Annotated in this window: 21 protein-coding genes; 4 read left to right on the top strand and 17 right to left on the bottom strand. The window is 49.2% G+C overall.

Annotated elements, in window-relative coordinates; all coding sequences use genetic code 11:
• Positions 1–111: 111 nt before the first annotated feature.
• The 3 genes from ACX93W_RS13210 to ACX93W_RS13200 all read right to left on the bottom strand — a co-directional run bounded on the left by ACX93W_RS13210 (position 112) and on the right by ACX93W_RS13200 (position 3,082).
• Positions 112–720, bottom strand: coding sequence for a CPBP family intramembrane glutamic endopeptidase (locus tag ACX93W_RS13210; RefSeq protein ID WP_459392839.1), 609 nt, complete (start codon positions 718–720; stop codon positions 112–114).
• Positions 721–838: 118 nt separating this feature from the next.
• Complete coding sequence (locus ACX93W_RS13205) at positions 839–2,356, bottom strand: ATP-binding protein (RefSeq protein ID WP_459392838.1); 1,518 nt, start codon at positions 2,354–2,356, stop codon at positions 839–841.
• On the bottom strand, positions 2,357–3,082 hold the full coding sequence (locus tag ACX93W_RS13200; protein ID WP_459392837.1) for a LytR/AlgR family response regulator transcription factor: 726 nt from the start codon (positions 3,080–3,082) through the stop codon (positions 2,357–2,359).
• A gap of 248 nt (positions 3,083–3,330) precedes the next feature.
• Here ACX93W_RS13200 and ACX93W_RS13195 point away from each other — a divergent pair, with 248 nt between their 5' ends.
• Positions 3,331–3,654, top strand: a complete 324-nt coding sequence (locus ACX93W_RS13195) for a nucleotide pyrophosphohydrolase (RefSeq protein WP_459392836.1) — start codon at positions 3,331–3,333, stop codon at positions 3,652–3,654.
• A 257-nt stretch (positions 3,655–3,911) separates the two neighbouring features.
• On the opposite strand, the gene ACX93W_RS13190 is transcribed toward ACX93W_RS13195, so the two are convergent.
• The 6 genes from ACX93W_RS13190 to ACX93W_RS13165 form a co-directional block, all read right to left on the bottom strand.
• On the bottom strand, positions 3,912–5,216 hold the full coding sequence (locus ACX93W_RS13190) for a DUF6080 domain-containing protein (RefSeq protein WP_459392835.1): 1,305 nt from the start codon (positions 5,214–5,216) through the stop codon (positions 3,912–3,914).
• A 35-nt stretch (positions 5,217–5,251) separates the two neighbouring features.
• Complete coding sequence (locus tag ACX93W_RS13185; RefSeq protein WP_459392834.1) at positions 5,252–5,572, bottom strand: EamA family transporter; 321 nt, start codon at positions 5,570–5,572, stop codon at positions 5,252–5,254.
• Positions 5,559–5,894, bottom strand: a complete 336-nt coding sequence (locus ACX93W_RS13180) for an EamA family transporter (RefSeq protein ID WP_459392833.1) — start codon at positions 5,892–5,894, stop codon at positions 5,559–5,561. Before ACX93W_RS13180 ends, ACX93W_RS13185 begins: the two co-directional genes overlap by 14 nt.
• Positions 5,882–6,529 carry an HAD family hydrolase gene (locus tag ACX93W_RS13175; protein ID WP_459392832.1) on the bottom strand — a complete coding sequence of 216 codons (648 nt, stop codon included), beginning with the start codon at positions 6,527–6,529 and terminating at the stop codon, positions 5,882–5,884. The genes ACX93W_RS13180 and ACX93W_RS13175 overlap by 13 nt, the downstream gene beginning before the upstream one ends.
• Before the next feature lie 33 nt (positions 6,530–6,562).
• Positions 6,563–7,477 carry a decaprenyl-phosphate phosphoribosyltransferase gene (locus ACX93W_RS13170; protein ID WP_459392831.1) on the bottom strand — a complete coding sequence of 305 codons (915 nt, stop codon included), beginning with the start codon at positions 7,475–7,477 and terminating at the stop codon, positions 6,563–6,565.
• Positions 7,478–7,705: 228 nt separating this feature from the next.
• Positions 7,706–9,229 carry a malate:quinone oxidoreductase gene (locus ACX93W_RS13165; protein ID WP_459392921.1) on the bottom strand — a complete coding sequence of 508 codons (1,524 nt, stop codon included), beginning with the start codon at positions 9,227–9,229 and terminating at the stop codon, positions 7,706–7,708.
• Positions 9,230–9,601: 372 nt separating this feature from the next.
• Between ACX93W_RS13165 and ACX93W_RS13160 the strand changes: the two genes are divergently transcribed.
• Positions 9,602–10,432, top strand: coding sequence for a helix-turn-helix transcriptional regulator (locus ACX93W_RS13160; protein WP_459392830.1), 831 nt, complete (start codon positions 9,602–9,604; stop codon positions 10,430–10,432).
• A gap of 112 nt (positions 10,433–10,544) precedes the next feature.
• The gene (locus ACX93W_RS13155; RefSeq protein WP_459392829.1) at positions 10,545–11,939 is read left to right on the top strand and encodes a family 4 glycosyl hydrolase; all 1,395 of its coding nucleotides are present in this window, start codon (positions 10,545–10,547) and stop codon (positions 11,937–11,939) included.
• A gap of 467 nt (positions 11,940–12,406) precedes the next feature.
• Here ACX93W_RS13155 and ACX93W_RS13150 read toward each other — a convergent pair whose 3' ends face one another.
• From ACX93W_RS13150 to ACX93W_RS13115, 8 genes are all read right to left on the bottom strand, one after another.
• Complete coding sequence (locus ACX93W_RS13150; RefSeq protein WP_459392828.1) at positions 12,407–12,619, bottom strand: DUF6366 family protein; 213 nt, start codon at positions 12,617–12,619, stop codon at positions 12,407–12,409.
• A 4-nt stretch (positions 12,620–12,623) separates the two neighbouring features.
• Positions 12,624–13,265: a uridine kinase gene (gene udk / locus ACX93W_RS13145; protein WP_459392827.1), complete on the bottom strand. Its 642-nt coding sequence runs from the start codon at positions 13,263–13,265 to the stop codon at positions 12,624–12,626.
• Between the two features lie 147 nt (positions 13,266–13,412).
• Positions 13,413–13,730, bottom strand: a complete 318-nt coding sequence (locus tag ACX93W_RS13140; protein WP_459392826.1) for a hypothetical protein — start codon at positions 13,728–13,730, stop codon at positions 13,413–13,415.
• Positions 13,731–13,938: 208 nt separating this feature from the next.
• The gene (ald, locus tag ACX93W_RS13135) at positions 13,939–15,051 is read right to left on the bottom strand and encodes an alanine dehydrogenase (protein ID WP_459392825.1); all 1,113 of its coding nucleotides are present in this window, start codon (positions 15,049–15,051) and stop codon (positions 13,939–13,941) included.
• A gap of 13 nt (positions 15,052–15,064) precedes the next feature.
• A complete protein-coding gene (locus ACX93W_RS13130; RefSeq protein ID WP_459392824.1) occupies positions 15,065–15,880 on the bottom strand; it encodes an SDR family oxidoreductase in 816 nt (271 codons plus the stop codon).
• Positions 15,881–15,975: 95 nt separating this feature from the next.
• Positions 15,976–17,238: an aminotransferase class III-fold pyridoxal phosphate-dependent enzyme gene (locus tag ACX93W_RS13125; RefSeq protein WP_459392823.1), complete on the bottom strand. Its 1,263-nt coding sequence runs from the start codon at positions 17,236–17,238 to the stop codon at positions 15,976–15,978.
• A gap of 26 nt (positions 17,239–17,264) precedes the next feature.
• Positions 17,265–18,050: a hypothetical protein gene (locus tag ACX93W_RS13120; RefSeq protein ID WP_459392822.1), complete on the bottom strand. Its 786-nt coding sequence runs from the start codon at positions 18,048–18,050 to the stop codon at positions 17,265–17,267.
• 226 nt (positions 18,051–18,276) lie between these two features.
• On the bottom strand, positions 18,277–18,864 hold the full coding sequence (locus tag ACX93W_RS13115) for a fibronectin type III-like domain-contianing protein (protein WP_459392821.1): 588 nt from the start codon (positions 18,862–18,864) through the stop codon (positions 18,277–18,279).
• Between the two features lie 289 nt (positions 18,865–19,153).
• Between ACX93W_RS13115 and ACX93W_RS13110 the strand changes: the two genes are divergently transcribed.
• A complete protein-coding gene (locus ACX93W_RS13110) occupies positions 19,154–20,407 on the top strand; it encodes a helix-turn-helix domain-containing protein (RefSeq protein WP_459392820.1) in 1,254 nt (417 codons plus the stop codon).
• Positions 20,408–20,437: the final 30 nt, after the last annotated feature.

The raw sequence follows: 20,437 nt of genomic DNA, 5'->3' as shown, positions 1-20,437 counted from the left end.
AGAACCGTTAGCGCCGTTCCCTGAAACCTACTTTATCAGGGGACGCTTCCTCCGAACATGGCGAAAGTATTACAATCCGGTTTTTTTTGCCATGACAGAGCAAATTCCCCTTTAGGTAAACATCATATAGAAGCAGGAGAGCAAATTCACCAGGCCATGCAGGATCCAACTGGGCAATATACAACCTCCACTCAGCTTTTCATTCATAAAGCCCAGACACCAGCCCGCAAAAGCCGTCAGTATAAATACAGCAAACGCCTTGATTATTCCCGCTGGCCCTGCCAGCATCACGGCATGAAGCAAACCAAACAAAAAGGCCTGAATGCCATTTCCCCATGCAAAGCCGAAGCGGCGGATAAGCCCCTTTCCCAGAAAACCGCGAAACAGCACTTCTTCCGACAAGCCGGTTTGCAGGAACGAATAAACTAAAGCGGGAAATAAGGCGGGCAAACCTGCGCCGTAGAATTGCGAACTGGCCAGGTCGCTGCCGTCCAGCACAAAGGCAGTCATGACAAAACCCGGGCCACAAAGCACAAGCGCGCTGCCAACAAACCAGGCGGCAAATTTCCTTTTCTGCGTGATTTCAGGCTTCCTTAACCCGATCCATTGAAAAAATGACGGATTTGTCTTCCTCCTCAGCAGAGTCCAATATCCAAACGGAATAAGCGAAAACAACAGCAATTGAACTACAGCGCTTATGATCACATTTACCCACATCATCTTTTTGCCTCCTTCAACGCCGACGTTTCGGTCAGCCTTGCCAAAACTCTTTTGTTGTATTTATAGAGCCTATCAGAAACAAACGCCTTCCCCGGCGGGAAGGCGCAACATGCAGAAATTAGGGAGCAATCGGCAATACAACTGTCATTTTGAACGAGCCATCCTCGTACCGGAAAGTGACGTTTCCCTGCAATCGTTCGACGCCATACCGAATGCTATCCAAACCAAAGCCGCTTTGCTCGCCTGCTCGTTTACTGGATAGATAAGAGCCCCGCTTATCGTGAATCACCGAATTCGCCGCATTGCGCAGAGCGATGAGCAGAAGTCCCTCCTGATATACCAGCTCAAGCACAATCGGCGGCTCCGCGCCGCCTCCTCTTTCGTCCTCGCCAAGACGCAGCACGGCTTCAATAGCATTGTCCAATGCGTTCCCCAGAATTAAAGCCAGCTCGATTTCCTTATGCGTCAGCTGCAAGTCAGAGGGGATCGCCGCATGTACCCCCACCTTTATGCCATGGCGTGCGGCCTCTTCTATTTTTTCGTTGCAGATGCTGTCAATGACGGGTTGGCCTGTCGAAATCAAACCAAGCTTCCCCTCACCGTCAGATTTATACCGTGAAATCAGATCCAACAAGTAGCTTGCAGCAGCTGTGGAAGATCCGGCAGTACCGGCAGTGCCGGTAATTCCATTAATTCCGGTAATCCCGGCCTCTCCGGTAGTTCCGGTAGTTCGGGTATTTCGGATATTTCCGGTAGTTCCGACATTTTCGGCATCTTCAGCATTTCCCGCCTTCCTGGCGTCGCCGCTCCATTGTTTGCCTTTTAACCAAGCCTCTAAGCCGCTCATTATATGGTTTAAGTCATGCCGAAGATGTGCAGTTTTCCGGTTTTCATCCTGCTTGCGGACATACTCCCTGATTTGCCGCTGAAGAAGCAGATTGTTTTGCTCCAATTGAAGCCTGGCCATCAGCCTCTGGTATAGGAGCATAACGGCCACATTAATGACGAGAACCGCAGCACAGCCGGCAATAAAACCGCCCGGAAGCTTCATTTGCAGCAAATTGTTTAAATCGGCTTGTCCAGGCAATCCAGCCAGTATAACTAGCAAGGACCCGCCAGGCACCAGACTCAAAATACCCCACTCTTTGCCAGGCAATGAAAACGGACTGTTTATTTTGAATAAACGAAGCACGCCGATTACGGCAATGATACCCCCTAGCACCAAAAGAAACGGAACCACCCACAATCCCGCGTCCATCCTGCCTCTGCCCAAGATGCCAAGACGGATTAAACCGCTCCCCGCATATAGCGCCAGCATTTCAATGGCTATAGTTGCGGCCGTGTAGTAGAGCACAAAAAATATCTTTTGCAGCTTGCCTCCACAGAAAAAGAACACCGAAATGACCATGTATGCGGCCAAATGTACCCCTACGCTGTAAAGCGGCGTTAAATAGGCAGCCAGAACAGCTTTCGCCAAGTAGAACAGGGACAGAACGGCGATCAAAGCTCCCAAGCTCCTACGGGGAAGCAGAAAATGATTGAAGAACAGCCAGAAGGCAAACCCCTGAGGCACATAGGCAAGCAAAATCAGAATCGGCAGAAGCCAAAGCTCCATCGGATGCATCACGTTTTCCATCTATCTCAAAAACCTCTTCTCCAAATAACGGTGATAGCTTATTACCGTTTCACCGCTTCTAGCCCTGCTGACCGGGAGCACGATGCCGTTTGCCAAAGTGACTTTGTCTTTGGCTACAGCGCGAACATACTGCCAGTTAACCAAATAACCGGTATGGATACGGCAAAATCCGTGCGGCGCCAGTTTGGCTTCCAACTCGCCAAGCCTTCCGTAATACATGCAAGTATCCCTTTTGGCAGCTATGATCAGCTTTTTGCCCCGTTCCACTGTAACGTACATGATATCGTCGCTCTTAAGCTGCCAAGACGTCTGCTTATACGTAAATTCCAGCCAATTATTACGCTGTAATAGCTCCTCTACCGCTTTGAGCGCCGCCGATTCCAGCCCGGCTAGATCAACCGGCTTTAGCAGGTAACGGAACGGCCTCACTTCAAAGCTTCTTTGCATGTAGTTGATGTGGCTGGTCACAAAGATGATAAGCATATCCTTGTCGAATTGCCGAATGATCTCCGCTACTTCTATTCCGTCACGCCCCGGTATTTCCATGTCCAGGAACAATAGAGGGTAAGAGCACGTTTCAAGAGCGTGGAGAAGCCCTTCTCCGGTCTCATATATATCTATGTTAAAAGCAATGTCTGGCATTGCCGAAAAGACCACTTCAAGCAGCTGCTCAAGCTTCGAGGCCTCCGTTCTGTTATCGTCGCAAATCGCAATGGTCAGGTTCATCTGGACGCCCCTCTTTTATACGAAGAATCATGCAAAATGCACCTTAGTACAAGTTTCCATCATTTTCCCATAAAAATAAATAAGCTGCATTACTATAATTCACAGCAAAAAGGAGCAGTCTGTAGAATCTCGTTACGACCACGATGATTAGCAGTTAAAACGCAGTGGCATTTTATTGAGCTTATCCCCCAAAATATTGATATGATAGACATACAACTACTCAAATTTATTTTGTTAGGAGAACGATAATGGATCAGCTCATAAATGAAATCATTGCCTTTCGCGACGAAAGAAACTGGGGGCCGCATCACAATCCCAAGGATCTGGCATTGTCGTTAACGCTGGAAGCCAGCGAACTTCTGGAGCTTTTTCAATGGAAAACAGGCGAAGAGGCTGTGCGAACGAAGCAAACGGAGATCCGGGAGGAGTTAGCCGACGTGTTGATCTACGCGCTGACGCTGGCCCATGACCTAAACATTGACGTTTCGGGCGCAATCCGGAGCAAAATGCTCAAAAACGCTATTAAATATCCGCTACCTGAAAGCAATGGCTCTGCTCAAGACCCTACATAAGTGAATATTGGCTAAAGGAGCGAGCAACATTGATTATTTATGAAGCAACAAAATATCGGTTTATGGAGGATGTTACGGAGGATTCAATTGCTGTAAAAATACATGACGCTTTTGTCCAGCGCATCGGGCGATGCTCCCATCATAGTAAACAGTAGAAAAACAAAACTTCTACTACTACCATAATGGGAGTTCAAATAAGCTGCAATTAGAGATATTCTATCCGGAACTTGAGTACAGCAAAGCTGGAACTCGCTGATCTAATGGTCTCTCGGCCCGGACGTAATCAGTTGCTCATACTCCTGCTTAATAATGGACAAGGTTTCAACGTGGCGATAAATATTGTTGCCCGCCATTCCAAAGACGGACGCAGCAAGCAGAATCGTGAGCAGCATTTTGCCCAAGCCTTTGCGAAGGCGAATCATAAATCCGCCTCCAAGCAGAACAAAGGCAAATAGATAGTGGCCTGCGTACAAATACATATCATACTTGTATACCGCCAGTCCAAAGCCCACCACGATATGCAGCAAAAATGCAAATAAAATATAGGGCATCAGTGTCCAAGTCTCCCGATCGCGAATGCCCGTGATGAAGCCTGCCAGAGCAAGCAGTAGCACGATGCTCCCTAGCAAAGTCACGAAGAGCGGATTTCGCACCGACAAATCTGTAACAAATGCCATTAAGCCCGTGTCCAGCAAATGAATCCGAGGAGAATACATTGGATTGATGGTCAGCTGCGCTAGCGACTGCCAGTGCACAGCGAACTGAAACGGTGTCGCATAGTTAGTTCCTCCATTTTGAAGACCGACCAGCCAATTGCTAACCCAGCTTCGACCGCCAAATGCCACATACTGAATAATCGTTAATGCAGCAATTATTCCAACGGCAAGCGCCATGATACTGATGAATTTGATCAAACCCTTTTTGCTTCGCCAAGCTGACATATTAAAAAACATACCGGCCGCAAAAGGGATAATATTCGTAGACGTCACTCCGAAATTGAGCGCTCCAAGCATCGCAGGCAGCACATATGGCATATTGCCCTTCTCTCGAAAAAATTGCATATAAACAACAGAGAGCAGAATCACAAACTGTGCATAGGGATAGGAATCGGGAATCATGGCCGTAAATATCAAATAAGAGCTGAAACCAAATAGCATTGCAGCAAGTAGCGGTATCAGAAGTTCTTTTGTTTTTCGTTGCAGGAACACGTATACCAACACAACGGAAGCCGCATTTATAAGAGATTGTAGCGCCAGAAAAAACCAGTTTCCTCCCAACGCCTTTGCCGCACCGCCCAGCGCCGCCGTCAGATAGGAAATCAACGGGTGAATGATGGATGAGCTATTCATGCCATAATACATCGAAGGATCGAAATTGAATAAATTAAGCGGGAACGCGCTCACGCTGAACGGGTTGAATGCCTGGACATTGGGAGCAACCTCGACGATATAGGACACGTATGACATATTCATCAATCCATAGAACAGAGCAAAGCCTACAAACAAAGCCGCAGCAGCTCGTTTTGAACTGCGTTCATTAAAGACATAATCAAGAAATCCCATGAAGTTTCACATCCTATCTGTTTTCAACGCTCTCTCTAAACTACCAAAAAGCAAAGTCCGCCTATAATACAGATAATACCCGTCCAACGAAAAAGACCAATCTTCTCTTTAAATACCCACTTCGCTATCAAAAGCGTCCATACATACGTTAAAGCATTTGCAGGGAGGACGACAGTAAGCGGCAGAAACTTCAAAAGAAAAATGTTTAACAGCGCACCAAAACCATAGAAGCCAAGCCCGAACAGCATATGTAGCCGCTTCCGGCTAATGGCAAATGCTTTAAGCCCCGCTCCGCCAACTGCCCCAAACAGCGTCATCACTACAAGCACCACAAGCAACCAGCTATCGTTCAACACTAGTCAACGTCACCCCGATTCCAAGTAACAGGACAGCCGCAAGCTTCTGCAATGTGATCTCTTCGCCAAGCAAGTAATACCCATAAATAAGCGCGAATACATAACTCGCACACATTATGGGGTAAGCAACAGACAGCTTCTCGATCGCAAACGCCTTGATCATCAGCAGCGCCCCTATGCTATAGCACAGAAACCCGATAGCAAGGAAAACCCATTTATCCAAACCCAATTTCCAGAACAACTGCCCGGTAGCCGTCAGAAAGGCGGCAAGCAGCATCAGCAGCTTGCCGACATGCCTTCCCCTATCCTTTATTTCCTCCACCTCAATTCCTCCATTAGGAACAAATGCCTTACACGTTTGTTTATAAAATATCGCTGTGCGACCATCTCCATAACGGGCAAATCAGACAAGGAATCGGAATAGGAGAAGGATTGATCATAATCAATGACCATTTCTTGCTCCTTCAGATAGGACTGTATTCGTCGCACCTTCTCTTCCCCTTTGCAATTTACGCCTTTCACTTTGCACGTATAGCCATTTCCGTCCACTCGACTCACCAATTCAGTACCGATTACATAATCAACCCAGGGCAACTGCTCAAAGTATTTCATATAGGCATGAGGTGACGCCGTTACAAGCAGCACATGACAACCCTCTTGCTTCCGCTTTTCCATCTCAAGGCTCGCCTCGAGAAACATAGCGCTCTTGAGCCTGGTATAAAAAAAATGCTCCAGATCATCCTCGGTCATAGACTCGATTCCCTTGAAATAGGAGCCTTTGACCCGTTCAACACTCATCATTCCTGCTTTGAATAAGACAGTATGTAATGCAATAACAGGCAGCCTCCACCAAAGCGCAGGATAACGCTTTAGACTATAGCCCACAAATTCAAACATGGAATCAATACTTATAATGGTTTTATCAATATCAAAAATAGCCATTTTAGTTCTATTCAAATTGGAAATCCCCTTTGAACCGCTCACGGAGCATTATTCAAAAATAGTAAAAATAGTAATGACTAAGATGACATATAAAATGACGGTAATCAAAATAGGCTTATCTTCAAATAATATGCGATCCGGCGAGCCGCCCTTGTTTTTCATATGAATAAGATATAAATAACGAAACATGCCGTAGATAACAAGCGGAATTGTCCACATAAGATGGATGGTGCGCCCCGCTGTAAACGTAAATAACGAATAACTGATAATGGTTGCGGTCGTAACGATTACATTGAACTGATCCAGAAGCGTGACTGAGTAGTGGTCAAGCACTTTGCGGTGTGATCCCGTATTGCCTTCTAACAATATCAGCTCGTTGCGACGTTTGCCGATGGCAAGGAATAGCGACAATAACATTGTGCAGATCAGAAACCATGGTGTAAAAGGAACATGAATTAATACACCGCCCGCAATAGCTCTTAGCACAAAGCCAGCTGCAATTGTCATTACATCCAGGATAACTCGATGCTTAAGCACAAATGAATACAATACATTCAAAACAAAATAAATGATGCATAATATACCGAACATTGGATTCATTAGCAATGCCGTAGTTGTTGACAATATCAGCAGCCCTATGCCGAACAACAATGCGGCTATCGGCTGCACTTGGCCAGAGGCGATGGGCCGATTTTTTTTCAAGGGATGCTGGCGGTCTCTTTCACGATCCACGTAGTCATTTAATATATATACACAGCCTGCTACCAGACTAAACAGGATAAACCCCGCTATGACAGTGCTGACCGTTTCTACCCTAACCTCTTCATAAGAGAACAACAGCGCTGCAAAAAGCAGTGCATTTTTTGTACATTGCTTCGGACGCAGCAGCATAAGCAGCCCCACAAACGTACCCTCGAGTTTCCGTTCTGACAATGGGTTTGTGCGTGGCGATAACAATCTCATTTAGCCCCTTTCCGCTATGTGAGTCTACGACGCTCTCTCACATTTATTTTTATAATACAAAATTCAATAATACGTCACCTTAATAGCAATGTAAATATAGTTTTTTCCAAATTTACAGCTACCTTAAAACCCAAAATCATGGATCAAAACTTAACAATTACAAATAAGGAAACAAAAAACCGCCTGCGACATCATGTCGCAGACGGTAAGCCCCATCCATTCGTTACGTTACTTTACGAGCAAAAGCTCGTTGTCCAGCTCCAATGCTTGCGCAGTGGAAGCGTGAATACCTTCAATTAGGTCTGGATTTTTTGCCAGGGCGATGCCATAGGAAGGCACCATCTCTTTAATTTTGGGTTCCCAAGCCTTCAGATGCTGAGGGAAACATTTCTCGATCACTTCAAGCATAACGGAAACGGCCGTGGATGCGCCCGGAGAAGCTCCGAGCAAAGCGGCGATTGAGCCGTCCGCTGCGTTGATAACTTCAGTGCCAAACTGTAAAACGCCTTTGGCGTTTGGCGTGTTTTTGATGACCTGCACCCGTTGGCCTGCCACGACCAACTCCCAATCCTCGCTTTTGGCGTTAGGGACAAATTCTCTGAGCGCTTCCATGCGTTGTTCCTTCGATTGCAGCACCTGTTGAATCAAATATTTGGTGAGCGACATGTTTTTGGCCCCTGCCGCAAGCATGGTAACCAGATTATCCGGTTTAACGGAGGTTATGAGATCAAACAACGAGCCTGACTTCAGGAACTTTGGCGAGAAGCCGGCAAAAGGTCCAAAAAACAACAATTTTTTGTTATCGATATAACGGGTATCCAGATGCGGAACAGACATAGGCGGAGCGCCAACCGGCGCCTTGCCGTATACCTTGGCTTGATGAAGCTCCACAATCTCAGGCTTCCGGCACACCATAAAAATGCCGCTAACCGGGAAACCGCCGATGCCCCTGCCCTCCGGAATGCCGGATTTCTGCAAGAGATGCAGACTTCCGCCGCCGCCGCCGACAAATACGAATTTGGCGGTATGCCGATGAACGGCTCCGCTCTCCGTATTCCTGATTTTCAGCTCCCAAGAGCCGTCCGAATTGCGTTTCATATGGTCAACACTGCTTTTAAATTGAATATCGACATTTCTTTGTTTCAGGGAATTGAACAACATACGCGTCAACGCGCCAAAATTGACATCCGTTCCAGATTCAATACGGGTGGCTGCCATAGGAGCGCCAACGGGCCGATCCTTCATGATAAGAGGGATCCACTCCGCCAGTTTTTTGGGATCGTCGGAAAACTCCATGCCCTTGAATAACGGATTGGCGGTAAGCGCTTCAAATCTTTTCTTCAGGAATGTCACATTTTGCTCGCCTTGAATCAAGCTCATATGAGGCAGCGGCTTAATAAAATCCTGCGGATTGTTAATTAATCCGCTATTCACCAAGTGAGCCCAAAACTGCTTGGACACCTGGTACTCCTCATTAACCTTGATGGCCTTGCTAATATCGACGGAGCCATCCGGCTTTTCGGAAGTGTAATTAAGCTCGCACAAGGAAGCATGACCTGTACCGGCATTGTTCCATTCGTTGGAGCTTTCCTCTCCGGCGCTTCCAAGCTTTTCATAGACAGTAATACTCCAGTCCGGAGCCAATTCCTTCAACAGCGAACCCAATGTCGCACTCATGATTCCGGCACCAATTAAGATAACATCTGATTTGGTTTGTTTGTTGATCATGTTAACCGTCCTGACACTTTGAATTTGAAGCAAGGATGTAAGCGCTACCGATCAAACACTGTCAAACCTCGGACTAAGCGTGCCCCGCTTCCAATCTGTATACTTTATCACACCCGTTTGCCGGTTCATACCAGCCCGTGTGAATCAACTACTCTCTATTATATGATAGTTGTTTGCTATTTAAAAGCTGGAAAATTTCGACCAAGACACATGTTCGCCAATTTAATGCCAACTACCGTTCACAGCAAAGCCCGCCAGCCTGGAGAATGGATTCCGCAAATCCATGCCCGCTCAAGCAAAAGACAGCAAATGCAACCTGCCGTTTCCTGCATCCGCCACTCTAATTTCGCTATAATAGATTCATAGACTAAACGCCAAAGGGAGGTCTTGTCAGGCATGAACGGTTTATCCCTCTTTAATGAGCTATCTGAACACATCTCCGTTCGGATACGGTCCTGCCATGATGAATTTCATGACGGCAAATGGAGCGAATCCAAAGCCCATGCGGATTATGATCTCTGGTACGTGTTATCGGGAAAAGTGAATCTCCATGTCAATCAGTCACATTATTCGGCAACACCGGGAGACATCGTCTTTTTCTATCCCGATATGCCTTACATAGCGTCTACATCGGAGGAAGGCTGCCGGTTTGTTTTTATCCACTTTGATTTTGGCGTGGGCAATCAATTTCAAATTTTAAAGGACTACCGGCTGGCCGGCATCGTTCCGGGACAAATGGTAACAGAAGAAGGCCGCAGCTTTCGCCTGTCTTACGAAGCTTACAAAGCATCAGAGCCAATGTCGGCGCTGCGACTTAAGGGGGCGCTGCTGTCATTGCTGGCGCAAATTCTTCAAGCTTACGAGACGCAGGGCTATAGGGGAGAGTTCCAGCGCGCGCCCGCCGCGTCTTCCTTATCGCAGCTCTCTTCTCTGCAGCCCGTCTTTGCATTTATTCATCAAAATACCCACAGGTCCTTGAAAATTCAGGAAATGGCCGACGCGGCTGGGATGTCGGAGAAATATTTTATATCCTTTTTCAAAAAAGCGATCGGAATTACGCCGGGACAATACGTGCATCAGCTGAAAATGAACAAAGCCCGGGATTTGCTTTATCTTCGGGAGTTTTCCGTCAAGCAGATTGCAGATCATTTAGGTTATCCGGATGCCTTCACCTTCTCCAAAGCGTTTAAAAAATGGTACAACGTTTCCCCTTCAAAATTTATATAAAACACGGCACGGGACTTAACCTTACTTTTTGACATGTTTTTGGTACCGCTTTCCATTCTTGTTTTTTGACAGAATGGTAGGATGAAGGTATCGAGTTAAAGGAGGTTTATCCGTGACAAATGACCGTATTTCCCGGCCTAAAGTTGTTGTTATCGGTGCAGGCAGCTTGTTTTTTGGACGCCAAGCGATCTGGCAGATGGTGCATTCGCCGTATTTGAATAAAGGGACCTTATCATTTGTAGACACGAATGAAGAGCGGCTGAAGAAGATGGTGGCCCTGGCCGAAATGGTGGTACAAGCCAACCATGTCGAGTTGAAAATCGAAGGTTCCACGAACAGGAAGGACGTTCTCAAAGGAGCCGACTTCGTTATTCTCAGTTTTGCCCAAGATACCGTCAAATACCGCGGGATTGATTGTGCCGTATCCCAGAAATACGGCATTCGCATGTGCTCCGGCGATACGATCGGGCCAGGCGGCATCTTCAGAGCCATGCGCGACTTCCCGGTCATTCTGGAATGCGCCAAGGATATCGAAGCTTTATGCCCTGACGCCTGGGTTATCAATTACATTAACCCTTCCGCCGTACACGGAATCGGAATGAAGCGATATGCCCCCGGTTTAAAAAGCTTTGCTCTTTGCGACAGCCAGCATTTGCCGCACATTAAGCAGCGATATGCGGTTCGTGCGGGCATCGTACAAAAACCGGAGGATTTGACCTCCGAGTTATCGCAAAGGTTTGATTTTCGGATTGCGGGAGTCAATCATTTTACGTGGCTGCTAAAGGCGGAATATGAAGGCAAGGATATGTCGCCAATCATCGCAGAGTCGCTGCGCACGGATGCCAAAGCCGAGAAGGAAACGCTGGGCGGAGATACCGGAGCCAAAGCGCTGTATAATCACACGATCAGCTACGAGCTGTATTCGATTTTTGGCCGCATCCCCACCTGCACCGCCCACACCAAAGAATATGTCCGTTTCTGGCAGGGTCATGGCACTGCGCACGAGGAGCTGCCTCCGCTGTCCATCTGGGAAACGGAAGACCGTTACAAGAGGCATGAGGAAATGTGGGAGCAGGTTGATGATTTTCTTGGCGGAAAGCTTCCGATCGAAAGCTATATGTCGACCTTCCAGCCTGATCACGCAACCGATGTCATCGAAAATATGGTGGGCAATCTGGGCAAACCCTTTTACATCAACACGTTTAATGAAGGCGCGGTCGGCAACATGCAGCGGGACGCGTTTCTGGAGCTTTGCTGCGACACCAGTCTAGACGGGATTAGACCCCACCCGGTCGGCGATATGCCCAGAGGCCTGAGAGGAATGAGCGAGCTGATTCTGGATACGCATGAGCTGACGGCCGAGGCAGTAGCGGAGCGCAGCTTTGCAAAGCTGCGGAGAGCGATGCTGACGGACCCGCTCGTCAACTCCATCGGGGATGCTGACGGAATCATCAGAGAGCTGCTGGAGCAAGAGAAGGACGCGCTTCCGCGCTGGTGGTACGAGTAACCGTCGATTTTCGGTGAGGATGGCGATACGAAAATAAAACGCGAACAAATATTCGTTCGATGCTGGCACGAAAATAAATCAGCGATATCGTGTTGATGGATACCGATTCCACAATAATACAGCGACATCGCTTTAGTAGATATCTACGCAAAAAGGGGCTGTCCAAAAAGTCAAACGCTCTAACGGACACGGAAGTCCGTTAGACGCGTAAAACGCAGATTTTGAAATTCTAACGGACATCCTTGTCCGTTAGAGCCCCAAAATGGGTAATTATTGGATAATTTTCACTGTAATGGACATCAATGTCCGTTACAAACGCAAAAAGCTAAAAAATAAGCGCTAACGGACACGGATGTCCATTAGCGTTTTTAATTGAATCAGATACGCGGATCGGCTTTTTGGACAGCCCCTTCTTATACACCCGCACAGCAAGGCGCTCGGCTTTTTAGTACGGGAATTTAGGTTATTCAAACAAACAACCTGTAGCCAATAAAGCCCAAAACAAGCAGCAAAACTAAAATACCGGTTCCTTTCCAGCCCAAGCCGCCGACCAGATCAGTCAAACTTCCGTGACTAGCGCGATTGACTCCATCGCCAAAGGCTCCCATTGGGTTGTTGCGCAGCTCCTGCTGCCTCATACGCTCACGGGTTTCTTCCGGTTTTTCGTTTCTATGGCTCAATAAATCACCTTCCGTTACGCGTCCACTGCTGCTCCCCGGTCAAATACTTTGCAGTCAGCACCGACAACAGCTCGATTCCGACCTCGTTCTGGCCACCCTCGGGGATAATCAGATCGGCATATTTTTTTGACGGCTCAATAAAGGCCTCATGCATCGGTTTAACGGTAGTCAGGTATTGCGTATGAATGGAACGGATCGTCCGTCCGCGCTCCTCGATGTCGCGAAGCACTCGGCGCAGGATGCGCACATCGGGATCGGTGTCCACAAATACTTTGATATTTAAATGCTCGCGAAGCTTCTCATCGGATAGGACGTGCAGCCCCTCGATAATGATGATATTGTTAGGCGCAAGCTCTACCGTGCGGTCAGAAAACCGCTCATGCTTCGTAAAATCGTATACCGGAGCGTAAGCCGTCTGGTAATCCTTGAGCTGATTCAAATGCTGGATCAGCAGATCATTGTCGAATGCCAGCGGATGATCATAATTAATGGCTTCCCGCTCTTGAAACGTTAGATGAACGTTGTCTTTATAATAATTATCCTGCGAAATAAACGTTACCTTGTCGGAGCCCAGCCGTTCAATAACGGAACGGGCAACCGTTGTCTTGCCGGAGCCGGTTCCCCCGGCAATCCCAATAATAAGCATACGTGATCAAAAGCCTCCCTGAGCGAACATCCTTGCAATTCCAATATTGTAGCATAGAGGGACAACAATTTCACCCGAGAGCCGCCAATCAGTCATGTCTAACCGGTGAAAAAACAAAGGAGCTTGCCGTCGGAAGCTCCTTTCATCCTATTTTTGCAACAAAATAATTTCCTGCTCCGTCAATCCCGTCGCTTTGGCTATCGTGCCAACATCGATATTCAGCGAGAGCATGTTACGGACGACTTCCTTAATACCAGCCTGTTTACCCTCTTGCATACCTGCTTGCATACCTGCTTGCATACCTGCTTGCATACCTGCCTTCAATCCTGCCTGCTTTGCCCCCTCCAGCATGGAAGCCTCGTCATGAAGGTACTTCTGCCTAGCTTCATACAAACGGCGAGCTTCCGAATCCTGGCTCAAGTATTGCAGCGTGTCCATTGCTTTTTCCAATCCCGGTTCATTCATCTTCAGCACCTCCCAATGTGCTTCCGATTCCATTCTTTTCTTTTAGGATAGCAAAGAAAGGGGGCTGCCAGCTATCGCTATGCGGTAAAATACCAAAAGAACCCTTGACCATCCAGAGTTCTCTTGGCTTCACTATTCATTACCCATGGTTTTGTTGATTGGGCTTGAAAAACCGCTCGGCTTGTAATTTGTCTGGGGCCTAAGCGGCTTATATGGCATCCGCCACCGCGACGGCCTGATAGCCGTGCGCTTCGGCAATGGCCGGGCAAGTCACATGGCCTCCCGCCACGTTCAGACCTCGGGACAGGGCGGAATTGCCCAAAACGGCCCTTTTCAAGCCAAGATCGGCAAGAATCAGTCCGTAAGGCGTCGTTACATTGGTTAAGGCAAGCGTAGAGGTATGGGGAACCGCTCCCGGCATATTGGCTACCGAGTAGTGGATGATGCCGAATCGCTCATAGGTAGGATTGGCATGAGTGGTAATGCGGTCGATTGTTTCAATGGAGCCGCCTTGATCAATCGCCACGTCCACAATAACGGAACCCGGTCCCATCTCCTTAACCATATCGGCCGTCACGATACGAGGCGCACGCGCCCCAGGCACAAGCACCGCGCCAACAAGCAGGTCAGCCTCTCTGACGGCCTGGGCCAAATTATGGGGATTGCTCGCCAATGTCTTCAGCCTGCCTCCGAACTGATCGTCCAGCTCCCGCAACCGATCCGCGCTAATATCCAGCAGCGTGACGTCCGCTCCCGCCCCCATCGCCATTCTGGCGGCATTGGTTCCTACGATTCCGCCTCCTACAATGGCAACCTTCGCCGGCCTGACGCCAGGTACGCCGCTTAACAAAACGCCTTTTCCGCCTGCGGATTTCTCCAGAAAATGAGCCCCGATCTGTATCGACATTCTGCCCGCCACCTCGCTCATCGGCATCAGCAGAGGGAGCGACTTGTTATCCAACTGAATCGTTTCATAGGCAACGGCGGATACGCGGCGCTGAAGCAGCGCCTTCGTCAGCTCAAGCTCTGGCGCCAGATGAAGATACGTAAACAGAATCAAGCCTTCGTGAAAATAGCCATATTCCTCTGGCAGAGGCTCCTTTACTTTAACGACCATTTCCGCCGACCAGGCCTTTGCCGCATCCTGTACGATGACCGCGCCGGCATCGATGTATTGTTCATCAGTAAAGCCGCTGCCTTCGCCCGCTCCGGTCTCAATCCAGACCTCATGTCCATGGACACTATAAGCATGAGCGGAGGCCGGCGTCATCCCGACCCGGAATTCATTGTTTTTAATTTCTTTGGGCACGCCGATGATCATGACCAACACTCTCCTATTTGTTTTCGATATTCCCGCGAACAAGAGCAAAAAACAAACTATCGGGCAGCAGCTTGCGAAGCGGAAGCAGCCATCCGGCAGGTTTCCCGGTGACATAACGCAAACGGCCGGAGCCGTCGGTCGCGGCTTTGTATATCGTTCCGGCCACAATTTCGGGACTTACCCCGCCCTTGTAGCTTTTTTCTATATTGCTCATTACCTTGCCAACATAATCCTGATAACCCTCAAGACGGCGATCATTGAAAAAATCAAGCGAGCGGGTGTTAAAATCGGTTTTGATAATGCCGGGCTGGATCAGCTTAACCTTGACGCCAACAGGGCGAAGCTCGTAATGCAGCGATTCCGAAAAACCCTCCACTGCAAACTTCGAGGCATGGTACAGGCTATAGAGCGGAAAGGTAACCTTGCCGCCCATCGACGATATGTTAATAATGATTCCTCTTTTTTGCGCGCGGAAAATGGGCAAAATCTCCGAGGTTACGCTCATCAATCCAAACAGATTGGCTTCAAATTGCCGTCGGATGCTCTCCTCCGAGGCGGCTTCAAACAAACCGATCGCGCCGTATCCTGCATTGTTGACCACAACGTCGATCCCGCCAAAATCATGAAGACTCTGCTGAAGCGCTGACGCTATACTGTCCCTGTCGGTCACATCCAGTCGGTAATAGCGAATACGACCGGACTTCTCCTTCTCTGCAGCGTCGGGACTTCGCATCGTAGCGGCCACATTCCAGCCCTTGCGAAAAAAATAGTCCGCCGCGGCTTTCCCGATTCCCGATGACGCGCCCGTGATCAAAACCGTTTTTCTCATTCTGCGCCTCCTTCCTAATAAACAGTTCTAGTAAGCCTATGCTTTTCTCCAGAACCATTCACAATCTGGCCTACCGCTCGTTTCAATTGCTCAACTTATATATTGACATACTGAGGGAATAATCCCTTCACCGATTTAAAAGCGTCATCCGCCACATCCAACGTGTAGGAGATGTCCTCTTCGCTTAATGCCGTATTGATAAAATGGTTATGATGGTTCGTAAAGAAAACGCCGCGCTGCACACATGCCGCAATCCAGGCTTGATGGAGAACCTGGCTTTCATCATCGGCAATCCTCATATACCAGAGAGGAAGCTCCCCGCTAATATTCAGCGTAAAGCCATGGCTCCTGGCTACACCAACAAGGCCGTCCGTCAGCTTTTTTCCGATCTCGAGCAAGCGGGCCGGCGCATCAATCTCTTTCAGCTTTTGTATGGTGGCTATCCCTGCGGCAAAAGGAACCGAGGAGTACCAGTAGCTCCCCGTATAAAATACCGAGGATGCTGCGCTTTTTAAGGAATCAACGCCGCAAATAGCGGATACGTTATGACCGTTGGCAAGCGCCTTGCAAAAACAGATCAAATCCGCCTTGAAGCCGTAGTAATGGTCCGACCCGGCCAAATCCAGCCGGAAGCCGCAGCGCACGTCGTCGATCGCCAGAACGATGCCGTGTTTGGTGCAGAGCTCCCTGACTTTTTCCCAATATCCCGGAGCCGGCAATTCGTTATCGAAGAAGTTGCCGTGGGAATAAGGACAAGCCATCAGGCATGCAATCTGCCCGGGATATTGATGGATTAAATCCTCCAGCTGCTGTATGTTATTCCAGTCCACATAGAGATTGTGCGTTACCTCCTCCTCCGTAACGCCCGCATTGCCGATCAGCTTTGCCCAAGGCGATACGCCATGATAATCCCTTTTGACGAAAATGGCCTTTTTCCTACCCGTTTCGGCTCTTGCGATCATGAGGGCAAAACTCGTGACATCGCCGCCGTTTTTGGCAAAAAACGCCCAATCCGCCGCATGTACCGTATCCACCAGCAGCTCGGCGAACTGGACCATTTTGGCGGAGGGCAGCGTCAGGCAGTTGCCCAGCCTGGCCTGCTCATTCGCCGCCTGCTCGACGTCTTCGTCGTTGTATCCCAATATATTGGGACCGTATGCGCACATATAGTCGATAAAACGGTTGCCGTCGACATCCCAGAAATAGGCTCCTTCGGCGCGGCTGGCGTAGAACGGAAATGCGCTGGGCGGGAGCATGCTCCCCTCAACGGGGCCAAGGTGGCCATACACGCCCGATGGGATCACCTTCAGCGCCCTTTCCAGAAGCTCGCGGCTTTTGTCATACGAGTAGGTTTTCACAGGTTATTCCCCCTTCACTTATGGATTTATAGAAATTGCGGCACCTTGGCCAATAGGTCGCTCATGTTCTGCACCATAGGCAGCAGCCCTTTCAGCTGAAGCTTCTCCCGAACAATCAGCTCATGCACGTCAACCCGCTCGCTCAAAGCATCGTTCGCCGATTGAATGCTGTCAAAAATCATGAAGGCGCTTGGAGAAGCATCACTGCTTTTCATTGCTGTTAGCCGCCCCTGCTTCGCCCGCAGAAAAACCCGCTGCCCGCTTTCTTCAATGGAGATTGCGATTATTCCATCCGGAATACGCCCGGCTATCGCCTTGCCCACCTTGTCGTTGTTCCCGATGCAGGCGACCGCATAAGCCGCCGTATTCAGCAGCAGCTCCGTATGCACGCGGAAGTAATCCCGATCCAGCAGCAGAGTTGGCGTCGGCTTCAAGTAATACTCCAGCCTTCTGGACAATTCCGTAAACGTCTTTGTCAGGAAACCAAGCTTCATAAAGCCCTTCAGGGGGATGGGGTTTCCTTTGCCGTCGATCATGTCGTTAAAATGTTGACCGGAGCGGAAATACAGCTTGATGTCGCCCGGCGCCTCATCCTCCCTCATCGTGCACACGCCATCCGCAAAAACCAGCGTGGCCGACGGGCCGTTCCGCACTTTAAAGTTAACCGACTGCCGCTTGGAGCCGAGCAGTTCGCGAGATGTTTTGTCCAGCCGGCATAGCTCCTCCAGATTTCTCAATACAGCAAACAGATTAATAGCGGCTTTTGTATCGTTGATTGATGTCTCCTCGATGGATTTATCATGGATTGACATAGAGCTCCTCCCTTTTTTCATCCCCTTCAGTGGCCCACCACGGGAAAGTTCCTTCCGATATTTATATCGCGTCAGGAAATCTAACCTATACTTAATATATATGGTCGCTATTACTGAAAACTTACAAAGGATCTAAGTAAGTATCTCTATACGTAAAAACGGGAGCAGCTTTTTAGCTGTTGCCGGTATTTCCCGACTACTCCCGTTCTCCGTTGCCTCTATTTACTTAACGTTTGGGAAAGATCAGCTTCCGAATGCCTCGGGCGTAGTTTCCGTTAAGCAAATCCAACAGCCCTTCCATTTTCTGCTCAGTCAACATTCCGTCGCCGGAGGCGACCATAGCGTAAAAAGGCATTTCCCGCATCATGGATAGGATCATCCCCTTCTGGTCCTCCTGCGATTTCGTCACTTGTGACGCCAGGCGGTCCGCATACATCAGAATAATACGCCCAATCCAGGTATGGCCGACATCCTCCAGCGTGTGGCAGGCCGTGTACGGACGTGAAATGGCACCGTCGTGCTCAGGCAGCGCTTCTCCGTATAACGCTTCAAATTCGCTTCGCCTGATGACGAATGGCCCCGCGGCCAGATCGTAATAACCCGGCGCTGCCGCCCGCAAATCAGGCTGGGGACGATGCGGGCCAACAAGCTCCAGGCTTGTGTGCAGCGGGCAGCTCACTGAGGATGGACCCACCAGAATGTCATAAGTACCGCTAGCCGCATGCCAGTCGCCAATGAGCGTATTGTAATAGCAGAACGTTTCGGTATCCAGAGCTGCCGTCACTCTTTTGGATTCCCCGGGCTTCAAGGACACTTTGACAAACTGCCTCAGCTCTTTGTTCGGCAAAAAAACGACTGGATTGTCGTGGCGCCGTAAGCAATGTTATTGCCCGTATCTCCCAGGCCAAACGCAATCTTTTCACGCACCAATAACCGTTGACTCATTACATGCCCTCCCCGTTTGTCTTCACCACGACGCAGCAGCATATGCCGGATTACTTGGCTTCATTATAAAGAGAGGGCCGGGAGCAAACTATTGCTATTTCGCTTTTTCTATCCCGATTTCCAGATACCGCAGAAGAAACCCGGAGGAGAGGTAGCTTATGTGTCTGACAAGCCATGAAGCATGCTTGATGCAGGAGTTACACCACTATAGCGGAATCCCGCTGTCGCTGTTTAATGGCCGCTTTGAGCGCAAGCTGCGCATCTGGACGGAAGCTCCTGCTTCTCTCCCGGAACGATGGAACGCGCTGCTGGCAGATGCAGTAGCAAGCATGGCCCATTCCGGCTTCGAGCTGGTGGGCTCCGGGGATGCTCTGTGCTTTGTCATCGTCTTCGAACGCCGTCGCATGCCCTTTTATGCCGTGGGAGGGCCCGTGCAACTCGCCAATCGTCTCCCGGCTGCGGGAGAGAGCGGTTCGCTTTCCTATGAACATGCTTTTCGACAACCTTTGGGGCAAGAGGGTCACAGGTTTGATCATCCAACCCCGCGTCCTCCGGTCGTTTCCTGGTCGTCCTTGCGTTCCTGCGCCCGGATTTTGCTGCTGCTGCTCAACAAAAACAGTCATTGGCTGGAGGAGCTTCAGCAAACGTTCGACTATTTTGAACGGCGGGAAAGCTTTCTTGGCGACGGTATGGAGCGTCCTTTTACGAATGCGCTTTTTGAAAAAAGAGAGGCTGCGCTGGTCCATACCCCATACAGTCACGAGGTAGCCGTGCTGAATTGCGTCCGCGAGGGCAACGTCCCGCAATTGGAGTCTACCTACAAAGCGTTCCCGCCTACACAATACGGCAGCATGTCGAACCATCCCCTTCGCCAGTTTCTTTATGGCTGCATTGCCAATACAACGCTGGTTACGCGTTATGCAATCGAAGGAGGGCTGGATGAAGAAACCGCCTTTACGCTAAGCGACGCCTATATCAAGCAGATGGAGAAATGCGGCTCTCAACAAGAGCTGGGCCGATTAAACGAAAAAATGGCTGTTGATTTTACGGAGCATGTGTCCAGAATCAAAGCAGGCCGGAAAGCGCCGTATTCCGGGTCCGTGCTTAGCTGCCTTGACTATATCGCCGCCAATCTCCATGGCAAGATTACGCTGGAGGCATTATCCGCGCAAACTCGTTTGACGCCAAAATATCTATCTGCCCTTTTTCGCAAAGAAACAGGCCAGACGGTCACCTCCTATATCGAAGAAAAACGAATAGAGGAGGCCAAAAGGCTCCTCCTCTATTCCCGATATGCCAGCAGCCGGATCAGCCACGATTTGTCTTTCCATTCCCACAGCTACTTTATTTCTGTCTTCAAAAAAAGAACCGGCATGACACCCAAGAAATACCGGGAGAGATGGGGCAGATAAAGTCATTGCCCCGACTCGGACGAAGCCCCG

Source organism: Paenibacillus sp. CAU 1782, from assembly GCF_054551715.1.
The sequence above is the reverse complement of the archived record's forward strand: the minus strand, read 5'-3'. Positions and strand labels throughout refer to the sequence as shown.